The 14,848-nt window shown below is 28.4% G+C and carries 9 protein-coding genes; all 9 read left to right on the top strand.

Annotation, left to right across the window (positions count from 1 at the left end; translation table 11 throughout):
• Positions 1-18 precede the first annotated feature (18 nt).
• The 9 genes from HMPREF3045_RS05310 to HMPREF3045_RS05270 all read left to right on the top strand — a co-directional run bounded on the left by HMPREF3045_RS05310 (position 19) and on the right by HMPREF3045_RS05270 (position 14,809).
• Positions 19-5,529 (top strand): non-ribosomal peptide synthetase, encoded by a 5,511-nt coding sequence (locus tag HMPREF3045_RS05310; protein WP_070737638.1) that lies wholly within the window; start codon positions 19-21, stop codon positions 5,527-5,529.
• 48 nt (positions 5,530-5,577) lie between these two features.
• Positions 5,578-6,657, top strand: coding sequence for an NAD-dependent epimerase/dehydratase family protein (locus HMPREF3045_RS05305; RefSeq protein WP_019117149.1), 1,080 nt, complete (start codon positions 5,578-5,580; stop codon positions 6,655-6,657).
• Positions 6,641-7,402, top strand: a complete 762-nt coding sequence (locus tag HMPREF3045_RS05300) for an alpha/beta fold hydrolase (protein ID WP_070737635.1) — start codon at positions 6,641-6,643, stop codon at positions 7,400-7,402. Before HMPREF3045_RS05305 ends, HMPREF3045_RS05300 begins: the two co-directional genes overlap by 17 nt.
• A gap of 29 nt (positions 7,403-7,431) precedes the next feature.
• Complete coding sequence (locus HMPREF3045_RS05295; RefSeq protein WP_036738595.1) at positions 7,432-8,403, top strand: helix-turn-helix domain-containing protein; 972 nt, start codon at positions 7,432-7,434, stop codon at positions 8,401-8,403.
• A 141-nt stretch (positions 8,404-8,544) separates the two neighbouring features.
• On the top strand, positions 8,545-9,147 hold the full coding sequence (locus tag HMPREF3045_RS05290) for an MptD family putative ECF transporter S component (RefSeq protein WP_001060382.1): 603 nt from the start codon (positions 8,545-8,547) through the stop codon (positions 9,145-9,147).
• Positions 9,148-9,164: 17 nt separating this feature from the next.
• Positions 9,165-9,839, top strand: coding sequence for an energy-coupling factor transporter transmembrane component T family protein (locus HMPREF3045_RS05285; protein ID WP_070737632.1), 675 nt, complete (start codon positions 9,165-9,167; stop codon positions 9,837-9,839).
• A complete protein-coding gene (locus HMPREF3045_RS05280) occupies positions 9,827-11,335 on the top strand; it encodes an ABC transporter ATP-binding protein (protein ID WP_070737629.1) in 1,509 nt (502 codons plus the stop codon). The genes HMPREF3045_RS05285 and HMPREF3045_RS05280 overlap by 13 nt, the downstream gene beginning before the upstream one ends.
• 15 nt (positions 11,336-11,350) lie before the next feature.
• Positions 11,351-13,063, top strand: coding sequence for an ABC transporter ATP-binding protein (locus HMPREF3045_RS05275; protein WP_070737626.1), 1,713 nt, complete (start codon positions 11,351-11,353; stop codon positions 13,061-13,063).
• The gene (locus HMPREF3045_RS05270; RefSeq protein WP_006701969.1) at positions 13,064-14,809 is read left to right on the top strand and encodes an ABC transporter ATP-binding protein; all 1,746 of its coding nucleotides are present in this window, start codon (positions 13,064-13,066) and stop codon (positions 14,807-14,809) included.
• Positions 14,810-14,848 lie beyond the last annotated feature (39 nt).

Genomic DNA, 14,848 nt, shown 5'->3' with positions numbered 1-14,848 from the left:
TATATATTGGAGGATAACATGAATATTGAAGAAAAACTGAAAAATTTAAAAATAAAAGGGATAACTGTGTGGAAAGATGGTGAAAAACTTAAGTTTAGTGCTCCTAAAGATAGTATGAATAACAAAATTTTATCTTGGCTTAAAAATAATAAGAAAGAAATTTTGGACTATTTAGACAATAAGGAAGTTTTATATTATGAAGATACAAAAAATAGATACGAAAGATTTGCATTGACAAATATACAATCATCTTATGTAATGGGTAGAAATGAGTACTTTGAGTTGGGTGGAATTGGTTGCCACGCATATATAGAAATAGAATATGATAGCATCTTAGATGTTGATAAAATAAACAAAGCATGGAATTTGGTAATAAAAAAACATGATATGCTTAGGGCTGTAGTTTTTGAAGATGGAACTCAAATTGTTCAGGAACATGTGCCAAATATTTTAGTTGAAAGTATAAAAATTGGTGATGGAGAGGTTAGTAAGTTTAGAAAAGACTTAGAATTTAAACAATATAAACTGGGGCAATGGCCGATGTGTGAAATTGCTATTACTCTAAAACCTAATGTATCAGTTATACATTTTTCATTGGATATGTTAATAGCAGATTATAATAGCATAAATATTATATTAAGTGATTTAGAATATTTTTATAAAAATCCTAACAGCTATGTCAATTTTCCAAGCAAGTATAGAGATGTATTTAAGTATCAAGAAAAAGCAATAACTAGTTCTAAAAATAAAAATCAAGATGAAGAATACTGGTCTAAAAAATTAGATGTTATTTATGAAGCTCCTAATTTACCCATACTTTCACAGAATAATGGTGTAAAAACTTTTAGCCAAAAATCAATACAACTAAATAATTTTGAATGGGATAAAATATGTGCAATTTCTAAGATAAATAATATTACCCCATCAGTTTTAATAATGTCAGTGCTAACTGAAACGATAGCATATTGGTCGACAAATAAAAAATTTAGTATAAATACTACTTTCTTTAACAGACCCCAAATAGTAGATGATATTGATTCTGTAGTAGGCGATTTTACGGATGTTAATATAACTTCTATAAATATGGATTATAGTAAGACATTTTTAGAAAGAACAAAGATTTTACAAGATGATTTATGGACTGATTTAGAACACAAAGAAGTTTCAGGTGTTGAAGTTTTGAGAAAATTGAGTAAAAAAAGAAAACAAAACATTATTATACCAGTAGTTTTTACTAGCACAATAGGGTTATCAAATAGCAACACAATACTTTCGAATAGAAAGATTATTTACAGAATAAGTCAAACTCCACAGGTATATTTAGATTGTCAAATTATGGAAGAAAATAATGGAGTTAAAATTAATTGGGATATTAGGGATGGTGTATTTAAAAAGAAAATTATTGATGATATGTTTGAATGCTTTACTAACATAATTGAAAATTTTAAATCAGATAAAAATATTTTAGATAACAAGATTGTTACTAAATTAAGTAAAAGCAGTTTAGATACAAGAAAAACAGTAAATGATACATTTGAAAGCTTTAATATAAAAAGATTAGAAGATTGTTATTTTGACTCATTGAAAGAGCATAAAAATAAAACGGCATTGATTTGCGACAACAAAGAATACACATACGAAGAGTTTAATAAATATGTATACTCAATTTTTAAAAATTTAGAAAAAAATGGAATAACTAAGGGAGATAGAGTCATTATTGATATCCCTAAAAGCGTTTGGCAAGTTGCATCTGTAATAGCAACTTTGGCTATTGGCGCTGTGTATATTCCTATTAACACTTCGCAACCAATAAAAAGAAAAGAAAGAATAATTGAAAATTCTGATGCTAAAATAATTTTATCGTTTAATAGCACAAATTTAAATGAATTTAATACAAAGATTATAGATTTGAGAGAATGCATAATTTATCAAAATGTAGAATATGAATATTGGAAAAACAAGAGAAAATCATATGATGATGAAGCTTATATAATTTTTACATCAGGGACAACTGGAGACCCAAAAGGAGTTGTGATTACACATAGAGCGGCTATTAACACTATAATTGATGTTAATAAAAAATATAAAATTAACGAAAATGATGTATTTTTAGGTCTAGCAAATCTTTCTTTTGATCTATCAGTATATGATATTTTTGGTTCATTTCTTGCGGGTGGGACTTTAGTATTACCAGACTCAAAAACATTAAAAGATCCAAATATTATATACAATCAAATGTTGTTATATAGAGTTAGCGTTTGGAATTCAGTACCAGCTCAAATGCAACTTATAACTAACTTCTTAGCTATGTCTAAGAATTTAAGGAGAAGTGAGTTTTTAAGAACTATAATACTATCAGGTGATTGGATTCCGATCGATCTTCCTGAAAAAATATATAGTGAGTTTCCTAATGCACAAGTAATAAGTATGGGAGGTGCTACTGAAGCTTCGATATGGTCCATCTATCATGTGGTTAGCAAACAAGAAACATTCCTAAATAGTGTTCCATATGGCACACCTTTAGCTAATCAAAAGTTTTATATATTAAACGAAGCAATGGAAGATTGTCCAGATTATGTTGTAGGAAGTTTGTATATATCAGGAACAGGGCTTTCTGTAGGTTACTTAAATGATGAGAAACTTAATGCTGAAAAATTCAAGACTTTAGGCAATGATGGAGAGCGAATTTATAGAACAGGAGACATTGGTTATTATTTGCCTAATGGTGACATTATTTTTTGTGGTAGAGAGGATGGAGATTCACAAATAAAAATACATGGTCATAGAATTGAGTTATCCGAAATTAAATCTGCTTTATTGGAAAACAAAGATATTGATTCAGCTGAAGTGTTTACAATTGATGTAGATAGTTTAGAAAAGAAAATTTGCGCAGCCATTTTACCAAAAAAGATAATAATCAATGATGATTTATTGGATAGAAATGAAGAGGTAAATAAATTAAAAGAGTTAGAAAATAGTATAAATGAAAATATTAAAGATGAACTTATTGAAAAATGGATTAAAGCATCTGAAAAAGTAGTTATAAGTGATATTTTGAATACATTTCAAAAATGTGGTTTCTTTATTAATAATGCAGAAAAGTACACTTTTGAAGAAATTATATATGGGATGGGAATACCTGAAAAACTACAAAAATTAACAAAAAGATGGCTTCAAGTATTAGAAAATGAAAAAATTATTAATAGAGAAAATGAACTTTATTATTTAGTAGGAGAAGTTAATTGTCTAAATTCAGACAAACAATGGGAAGAGTTCTATAAAATTGAAGAAGAATTTAATTATGGTAAAGATTTTGTTGACTATTTAAAGAAATCTAGCCAAAATTTGGTAGCGCTTATAAAAGGGGATGAAGATCCATTAAATTTATTATTTCCAAAAGGTGATATAAAGCCTGCACTAGCCTCATATAATACAAATAAAATAAATAAAATATGTAATTATTTTATAGCTAAAGAAATAGAATTTATTGTAAAAAGAAATAAAGATAAAAAAATCAAGATACTTGAAATCGGTGCGGGAGTTGGAGGGACAAGCTTAGAAGTAATACCTATACTAGATGGAGAACAAGTTGAATATTATTTTACAGACATATCTACGTTCTTTTTAAATAAAGCTAAAAGTAATTTTAAAGAATATAATTGGGTTAATTATGGTATTTTTGATATAAATCAAGTTTTTTACGAACAAAATTATGACATATCTTCATTTGACATAATATTGTGCGCTAATGTATTGCATAACTCAAAAAATATAGACTTTGTTATGAATAATATTAAAAATTTGTTAGCACCAAACGGTTCATTAATCATATTAGATGAAACTAGAATGAGTTATATGTTACTAACATCTATGGAATTTAAAGATGGATTGACAGGATTTTCGGATATTAGAAGTTTAAATGAACAAACTTTTTTTAATAGAAATCAATGGAAGGATAATTTTGAAAACCATAATGGTCAAATAATATATGAATTTCCTAAAGAAGATAGTCCACTAGATGATTTTGGACAAACTATATATGTAGTAAGATTTAAAGATTCATATAAACCAATAACAGAGAATGCAGTTATCAATGAACTTAAAAATAAATTGGTTTCTTATATGATACCTAATGATGTTAAAATAATATCTAAAATTCCTACAACAATTAATGGAAAAATTGATATTAAATCATTAAAAAAATTATTCGAAAATACCGTGAAAAATGAAAAACATGTTATAGAGGAGACAAAAACTGCAATTGAAGAAAAAATAGAAAAAATTTGGACAAGAGAACTTGGAATAACAAACTTAAGGCTAGATGATAACTTTTATTCTGTTGGTGGAGATTCTTTACTGATTGCACAAATAGTCACAAAGATATTAGAGGAAGTTCCAGAGGCTAAGGATTGGGAATGGAGTGCCTTGTTATCTGAAATGATGCAATTTCAAACGGTTAGAGAAATATCTAAAAGGATACAAGACAAGTTTGAAAAAGGGGAGGAATATCATGATTCATCACTGCTAACTATCAAGAAATCCACTATAGATAATAATAAATCGGTAGCTAAAGTTATTTTTCATGCTGGAACAGGAACTCTTTCTGCGTATACTGAAATAATTAATTATATAAAGGAAGATAGTAAAGCAAATGAAGCTGTGTTAGGATTTACTTTCGGTGATGAAGCCGAATATATTTCTATGAAAACAGAAGATACTTTTAAATTATTAGGATTAAAATACGGTAAAATCTTAAGAGATTTGAATTACTCAAAATATATATTAATAGGACATTGTGTTGGAGGTTTAATTGCATTAGAAACTGCTGAATTTTTAAATGCTAATAATAAAAAGGTTATTGATGTTACTTTGATAAGTACGACTATACCTAAAGCTCAGGAAAGAACACTATTTAGAGATATTTCACCAACAAAATATAAAAAAGCTTTGCACTCTAATTTAAAAAATGAAATTCTGTTAGAACGAACTTTTGCAAGACTAATAAATGCAGATATTTCTAACGCTGGGCATGAGATAAAGGATCATGAATTAAATGATTGCATTTATGATATGGTAATTAATGGTGATGGAGATTTGAATGTTAACTCCTTTATTCAATTGTCAAATGAATATAAATATATTGGACAACAGTTTAAAAAGTTAAAAGACACACCTTTATCTGAAAGGCTTAATAATTTATATTCAACAATAAAAAGGGAGTCTTTGAATCTTCAAGATTCAGAAATACGTATGCTTAATACGCTTTTTAACATATTCTCCCAAAATTTCGGTTGTATATCAACATATATACCTAAACAGTATTATGGAAATGTCAGAGTTTTTTATTGTAAGGAACAGGAAAAGAGTTTTTATGGAGAATTCTTTGCTGAGGATAGAGAAACTTGGGAAGAATATTTGAATGGAGAAATATTTTACGACGAAATAGTAGGGCAACATTTTGATTGCTTGAATGGAGAAAACTTAAAGAAAAACTTAAGCAGAATATTAGACTTTAATGCATATAAATAGTCTATTTAAATAATAATATAAAAATAAGCTTTAAGTTAGGAGGTTAAATTGGAAAAAATTATAGGTATTTTGGGTGGAAGTGGACAAATTGGTAAAAGATGCATTGATATATTGAAGCAAAAAAATTATTCAATTCTTGCCACCTATAATCAAAATTACGTCCCAGATGATAAAAATTGTAGATATATGAAATTAGAAGTTAGTGATATAGATGCTTTAAGGGAATTCATAAAAAAATGCGATATTATTTTAAATTGTGCGGGAGCTTCATTTATTAATGGAGAAAATATAGCAAGAATTGCTAGTGATTTTGGCGTTCCTTATATAGATCCATCAGGAGAATCTTTTTTAGAAGATAGACTGGAAGATATTAAAAATAAAAATCTATTTATTTTGTCTGCTGGGTATTTTCCTGGCTTAACGGGATTAATGTTAAAATATGTTGCAGAGCATTTCGAAGTTCCGTTAATGATTGAGGGATTTAATATAAGCAATGAAGTACCGAGTTATTCAGCGATTGAGGATTTCATATTAACTAATTTATCTGGTTTCGGAAAATCTTTAAGTAGTTATATTGATGGGGAAGTAATTAATAATAATTGTTATAAGATAGAAGAATATAAAAACAAAAAATATAAAATGTATAACTATTTAACCAATGAGATATTAAGAGTAGCTAAAAAATATAATTTAAAACAAGCTAATTGGTACAATTGTTCATTTTCAAGTGAAATTTTAAGTAAAATGCAAATGATTGTACAAAAAATGCAACAAAATATTTATATTGATAACAAGAAAGACATAGATGAAATTTTAAATTACTTTAAGAAAGAGGTCGGAATAGGTAAAACATACAGCTATTTAAATATTTGTGGAAGGGGGAGAATAAATGGGAGAACTTCATCAGTTGAAATAAGTATTGATAGCTCATCAAGTAGTGAAATGAGTGCTATTGTGTTGGGTTATACAGCAATGTCAATTTTAGAGAATACATTTAAAAACGGTATATATTATGCTATGGATATCATAAAAATTGATAGAATTATACAAGACATTGACAGTTTAAATATCAATTACAGTATAAATGAAAAATTTGAAGGGGAAAATTATTATGAAAGTGAATTATAATTTAAATATTGTTGGAGACAAAACAAACAAAAAGATTTTGCTTATTCATGGTGTGGGATTTAGTTATGCAAATTGTTTTAAGAGTATTATTGCTAAACTCAGTAAAACATATTGTATTATATCCCCAGAATTACCTGGACATGGAAACAATACACTTGGAAGGTTAAGTTCAGTAGAGGATGTTGCTGAAGATTTAGAAAAATCATTGATGCTTGAAGATATAGTAAATATAGAATGTGCATATGGGATTTCATTAGGAGCAAGTATTGCATTACAAATTTCTTTGAATAAGAAAATAAATGTTAATAACTTAATTATCGATGGTGGTCAGTATGAGAGCATGGGAGAAATGATTGAACCATTTTCAAAAGTTATGGCAGAACAATTTGATAATTTAAAAAACGGAATTCATTTAATAGAAGATGTGAGAAAAGGAATGGGTTATGGAGACAATGATGTTATAACTTTGAAACATATGATGTATCCTTTTATTACAAGAGATACATTATACCAAGCTTTTAAGATGGCATATAAATATGATATTAAAAATAAAGTTGAAAAGCTTACAATGCCTGTTTGTATAATGTTTGGCAAAAAAGAAACTTATGCAAGCAAATATATCGATTTAATCAGGAGTAAATCCATAAGTGATGTAAGAGTTGTTAGTTTTGATAATGTAGGACATGCTGAAGTATTAGGATTAAATCCAGAGCTAATTATAAATGAAATTGAAAAAGTCTTATAGGATACATTAATATATTGGAGGGGATAATTCTGAGATTAAATAAAATTGATATAATAGAAAATGTCCTTGAAGGATATATGTTTTCTGAAAAAAAGGTTACTGATGAATGTAAAATTTATACAATTGAAAATTCTACTGGCTGTGGCGAAATGCGCTGCTACAATTTATTTGAAGGTATTCAATTATCTTATAATATCCTAAATATGGAGACAGCATATCAAAAAATAAATCCTAAAAGCGGGGTTTTAGAAATAGATCATTGTTTAGAGGGATGTTATGAGTTTAAACTTGAAAATAATGAACGCGCCCTGATAGGTAAAGGCGATCTAAGTGTAATCGAAATAGGTAAAGTTCCTTTTGAAGATTCATGCATACCAACAAAAAAATATGTGGGACTTTCAATATTTATTGATATTGAAAAGGCACAAAAATCTATTGATAAATACTTTCCGTACGCAAAAATTGATTTGTTAGAAATAAAAGACCGTTTATGTAAAAATGGTGCAGCTTTAATTATTCATTCACGTCATGAGATAGACCATGTTATTAGTGAACTTTATAGAGTAGATTCTAGAATAAGACTTTCTTATTCAATTATAAAAACAATAGAGTTGTTATTATTTTTAAATTTAGTTGAAAGTTCAGATACATTTAAGTTAACGTCTTTTTCAGAACCAGTATATAAAGCAACTGTAGAATCATATAAGACGATTTTAAATAATCCTTTTGAAAGATATTCTATTTCTGATTTATCAAAAAAATATGCTATTTCAGAATCCAGTTTGAAGAGATGTTTTATATACATAACTGGAAGCTCAATAGGTAATTTTATTAGGGAAAATTGTTTAGAAGCCGCTGCTAAATTATTAATTCATAAACCCTTAATGTCGATAGGAGAGATTTCTGATTTGTCAGGATATTTGAATCCTAGTAAATTTTCTGAGTCATTCAAAAAACATTTTGGGCAAACTCCTCAAGAATATAGAAAAAAATCCATCTGACCTTTTTAGAGCAAATAAAGAGCTGTCAGGTTATAAAAAAAATATCCATCTTACTTTATAATAAAGTTGAGATGGATATTTTTTTGTAAATATTCTCTATACACATTCTATGTACATTTTATTAATTAACGGAGGTGTTTTATGAACAATAAAAAAATGACTACAAAAGATGTAGTAACAGTAGCTATTATGATTGCTTTATTTTATGCAATATCTATTGTTATTGGAATGAGTATGGTTGCTGTTCCGGTTGTATATATTTATGGTACTGCTGGAATTGAAATGTTTATAGGAGCTATTTTCTACTTAGTAGCAGCTAACAGACTTAATAAACACGGGCTATTATTTATATGGATATTAATTTATGGTCTTATCACAGCAGCTATGGGTTATGTGTTTATGCTTCCATATTTTATTGGACTTGCTATTTTGTGTGAAATAGTAATGATAGGCAAAGACACTTATATAAATCCAATAAGAAATATGATTGGCTGGAGTGTTTATGGTGCTGGTATGTTCATGGGAATAGGAGTTCCATGTTGGATAGCTTGGGAATCTTATCAAAAGCAAGCTTTAGAGAGTGGGTTTGCAGATAAGACATTAACATTGCAATATAATTTGGTATCTTCACCAAAACTACTATTATTAGGTGTAACAATAACCGTTATATTATCTGCTTTAGGTGTTTTGTTTGCACAAAAAATTCTTAAAAAGCACTTTAAAAAGGCGGGTATTTTAGAGTAAATGGAGATATATGGGAAATGAAAATAGAAAAAATAAGTGGAATAACTTGTCTTTTTTTAACTATAATTTCCTGTATGGTGTCAATATTTACAAAAAGTTACTATATGCATGCTCTGTTTGTAGGATGGCTTTGTATGCTTTTAGCATATTTTGGTTTTATCAAGCAGAGCATTATTTATTTTATGATATATAGTTTTACTACATTTTGGTTATTAAAAATGATACCTAGTGGTGTAGTTATAATTTCTCCAATGCTTTTGGGAATGTTGTATAAATTCATAGTTCCAATCATGGCAGGATTTTTAACTTTTAAGATACCATCAGGAAAATTAATTTCAATATTTCACAAATTAATGTTGCCACGAAATTTTGTACTTATATTAACGGTAATTATTAGATTTGTACCAACAATTGCTGGGGAATTTAGAACAATAAAAGAAGCTATGAAAGTAAGGGGATTTACAGGTAACTTTTTTCATATTTTATCAAATCCTTTGAGGACTCTTGAATATGCTATAGTTCCTTTAATTTTTCGTTCTATAAAAGTAGGAGATGAATTATCAGCAGCAGCGATTGTTAGAGGAATTGAAAACCCAATAAAAAGGGATTCATATTATAGCAATAAGTTGTGTAAATTAGACATAATTATAATAACTACAAGCTTTGTTTTATTTATATTATGTCTTATATGAGAGGTGCATCATTGAATAATAAAGTTGAAATTAGGAAATTATCTTTTTCGTATAATAGCAATAAAGATGAACAGTTGAAAGATATAAATTTAGACATTAAAGATGGTGAATGTTGTGTAATTATAGGGGAGTCTGGATGTGGCAAGTCTACTTTGACAAGATCTATAAATGGATTAATTCCAAATTTTTATGAAGGAAATTTAGATGGAGAAGTATTTATTGATAGTAAATCTATCAGAAATTTAAAATCATGGGAGATAGCAAAGTTAGTCGGTAATGTATTTCAAGATCCTAGAAGCCAATTTTTTGCCAATGAAGTTAATGGAGAAATTGCATTTGGACCGGAAAATTTGGGATATAAGCGTGATGAAATAATAAGAAGAGTAAATGAATCAAGTGAGAAAATGAATATTGATAAATTGTTAAATAATAGGATATACAATTTATCCTATGGAATTAGGCAAAAAGTAGCAATTTGTTCAGCGAGAGCTATCGAACCATCTATATATGTATTTGATGAACCATCTGCAAATCTTGATTTGAAATCAATATATAAATTTTCAAAACTTATAATGGACTTAAAAAATGAAGGGAAAACTATAGTAATTGTTGAGCATAGGTTATTTTATTTAAAAGGAATAGCTGATAGGTATTTATTGATACAAAATGGATCTTTAACAAATAGTTATAAAGCAGAAGAATTTGAAAAAATTAGTTCAAAAGACTTAAATGCATTGGGCTTACGCTCAATAAATCTTGATGATATTGTTGTAGATGACCACAAAGTTAAAGAAAAAGAAATTAGTAGTGACAATTCTTTTGATTTTGAGGTGAAAAATATTAGTAAAAAATATAAAAATAATTTCGTACTAAAAGATGTGTCACTTAAATTTGATAGCAATGAGACTATTGCTTTAGTAGGAATAAATGGAACAGGTAAAAGTACACTCGGTAAAATTTATTCTGGGATTCAAAATCAGACTGATGGAGAAATAAAGATAAATGGACTCAAAGCTAATAAAAAGATGAGGTTAAGCAAAGTGTGGTATATTCCTCAAGATTTAGACTCTCAATTATTTGGGGAAGATTTGATGGATGAATTATTAACTGGGTTAAAAAATAGAGAAGATTATATCACGAAAGCAGAGGAACTTTTAAAAAAAGTTGGATTATTTGATATAAGAGATAAGCATCCAGCAACTTTATCAGGTGGTCAAAAACAGAGATTGGTTCTATGCGTAGCTATGTTGAGAGAAACACCTTTTATTATATTGGATGAGCCGACATCAGGGCTTGATTTCAGGAGTATGGATAAGGTGGGGAGATTAATCAAAGAGGAACAAAAAAAAGGAACAAAATTTTTGATAATTTCTCATGATATTGAATTTATAGCAAAGACGTGTGATAGACTTGTAAAACTAGAGAATGGGATAATAACAGAAGATTTTTATATTGATAATATAGGACAGCTGTTAAGAGCTATGGAGGCTAAATAATTTAGGAGGTGCGTAATGGAAGTTTTAAAAAAGCATATAGGACAAATTTTATCATCAGTTATTATTGCAGTAATTGGTGTTTTTTGTAGTGTTGTACCATATTTTGCTTTAGCTAAGATTACTCAAAATATAGCAATTAATAATACAGAATTAGAATTCTATATAAGACCAATTTTGCTTATTTTAGTTGGGTTAATAGGAAGTGTTATTTTTCATGAGATTTCAACTTTAATTTCTCACAACTTAGCATTTCGCATAATAGAGGATGAAAGAAAGAAACTTGTAAGAAAAATTAATAGATTATCAATGGGAGAAATTGAAAAACGATCTAGTGGAGAATGGACTCAGTTTATGGTAGAAACTTTGAATAAAATTGAGCAACCGATAGCTCATGTTATTCCTGAAGTAATAGCTAATCTTATCATTCCAATCGCTTTAGTAGTTATTATTTTTATAATGGATTGGAGGATTGGAATTGCAAATCTTATTACATTACCACTAGGGGTGTTATTTTCAATTCTAATGATGGGTGGATATGAAGAAAAATCACGAAATTATCAAGAAGCCGCAAAAAACATGAATACAACAGCTGTTGAATATATTAGAGGTATTCAAGTTATAAAGGCATTCAATAAATCTGCATCATCATATGGAAAATTTGTAGATGCTGTAAATAGTAATAGAGACAGTATGCTAAATTGGTATTTAAGTGTTTGCTTCTATATGACAGCAGCAATGGAAGTTTTACCATCAACTTTATTATTTGTTTTACCAACTTCTTTATACTTGTATATGAATGGAAGTATTGAAGTAGGCAATCTAATAATGTGTGTTTTATTATCTTATGCCTGCTACAAACCTTTGATTAAAGCTATGAGTCATATGGATACTATGGCGAATGTAAGAGTTGTAATAGATGAAATAAAAAATGTTATGGAGTTACCAGAGTTAGAACGAGGTAATAGAGAGGAAAAAATAAGATCATACGATATTAATTTTGAAAATGTATGTTTTGCCTATAATGATAAGAAAAAAGTTTTTGATAACTTATCCTTTAGTGCAAAAGAAAATAAACTTACAGCTATTGTTGGTTATTCTGGCGGTGGAAAATCCACTATTGCTAAGCTAATTGCGGGATATTGGAACATTAATAAAGGGAAAATATCCGTAGGAAATGTAAATCTTAAAGATGTTTCTCTTGAAAAGAACATGGAACTTGTAACCTATGTATCACAAGAAAATTATCTATTTAGAAAAAGTATTATAGATAATATGAGAATGGCAAATCAAAATGCTAGTATTGAAGAGATAAAAGACGCTTGTAAAAAAGCTTCTTGTCATGACTTTATTATGAGTCTTCCTAATGGATATGAAACCATAATTGGAGAATCTGGGAGCAACTTGTCTGGAGGAGAGAGACAAAGACTTACAATAGCAAGAGCTTTGCTTAAAGATAGCCCAATAGTTTTATTAGACGAAGCTACAGCATATTCTGATCCAGATAATGAAGCTGAAATTCAAAAATCTATAGATGCATTAGTTGAAAACAAAACGGTTATTATGATTGCTCATAGGCTTTCTACAATAATAGGAGCCGATAAGATCATAGTATTAAACAATGGGGAAATTGAAGCAGAAGGAACTCATAAAGAACTTCTTGGAAAAAGTGAAACATATGCAAAAATGTGGAAATCACACATAAGTTTATCAAACGATAGGGGTGAGTAAATGAAAGAATTAATTCACAAGTTATATTGGGTCGCTGGAAAAGAATCTTCCAAAATTAGCAAGATGTTTTTCTTTGAAGTATTAAAAAGTATATTTGAAGGAATATCCCTTGGAGCTACAATGTTGCTTTTACTTAAAATATTTCAAAATATATTTGAAGGAAGAAATATTACACAAGAAGACATCTATGTCGTATTTGCAATAGCTCTACTAAGTGTAGTAGGGAAAATATTATCTAGTTATATGGCTGATAGAAATAAATACATCGCAACTTACAATATGGGAGCAGAAAACAGGCTATATATAGGTGATCAGCTAAAAAAAGTGAATATGGGATATTTTAGCAGTAATCGCCTTGGAAACATTTCAGGCGGATTAACCACAGTTATAGGTGAACTTGAAACCGTAGGAGTTAATATAATAGAAACTTTATTTGTGGGAGTAATTCAAACTATAATAATGGCGATATTTATGATTCCGTTTGATATAGTTACAGGTTCTATAATTTTAGGAACTTTATTCTTAGGAATGTTATGCAATGTTATCTTTCAAAAGAAATCAGATGAGTTGACTAAAAAATTACAAGCGTTAAAAATAAATCTAAATGCATCTACTTTAGAGTATGTTAAAGGTATTAGCGTCATTAAGTCGTTTGGAAAAAGTGGTGAAATGACTAAAGAATTGGACAGAGAGATTTATAAAAATAGAAGAGGCTTTATAAATGTTGAAAAAACTGTAGCACCTGCTGCTTTGATATTTCTAATTATATTTAAATTAGGGATTTGTCTTATTATATTTTCAGCTATTTATAGATTTTGTATAGGAGAAATTGATCACTATAAAGCTGTAATGCTTGTAGTGTCAAGTTTTATTGTTTTTTCTGGTTTTGAAATGGCTGGAAGTATGCAAAACGTTAGAGGAATAGCTATACAAAACTTGGATTCAATTGCTAAACTTAGGAATTTACCAACAATTTCAGAAGGCACAAGAACAAGCTTTGAAAAAGGAGATATAAATCTAAAGGACGTTGACTTCTCATATGACGAACAGAACTTATTTAACCGTTTAAATTTAGATATTCCAAAAGGTAAGACTACAGCAATTGTAGGTGGTTCTGGAAGTGGAAAAACAACACTTTGTAATTTGATAGCTAGATTTTGGGATGTAGATTCTGGAGAAATATTGATTGATGATAATAACATAAAAGATTTTAGGTATGACAATCTGTTATCTAATTTCACTTTTGTTTTTCAAGACGTCTATTTATTTGATGACACTATAAAAAACAACATTAAGTTCGGAAATCCAGAAGCTAGTGATGAGGAAGTTATTAATGTTGCTAAGCAAGCACAGTGTCATGAATTTATTATGAAGTTGTCAGATGGTTATGACACAGTTTTACAAGAGGGTGGTTCAAATTTATCTGGAGGAGAGCGTCAGAGAATATCTATAGCAAGAGCTATGCTAAAACCAAGCAGAATTGTTATTCTTGACGAAGCTACTTCAAGTGTAGATCCAGAAAATGAACAACAACTTATAACTGCTTTAAACAATTTGTTAAAAGATAAAACTGTAATTGTGATTGCACATAAACTTGAAACTATTAAAAATGCTGATCAAATTGTTGTTATGGATAAAGGAAATATTGAAAGTATTGGTAAACATAAAGAGCTTATGGAAAAATCACACATATACAAGAGCTTTATTGAGAAAAGAGAAAAAGCTACTGGTTGGAAAATTGAATAAAATTTAATAGAGGATGATTTTATGAAACAAGATATGAAA

Origin of the sequence: Anaerococcus sp. HMSC075B03 (assembly GCF_001815585.1) — a bacterium.
Lineage (GTDB): Bacteria > Bacillota > Clostridia > Tissierellales > Peptoniphilaceae > Anaerococcus > Anaerococcus vaginalis.
Note: the sequence above shows the minus strand (reverse complement) of the source record. Positions and strands in the feature narration are given on the sequence as shown.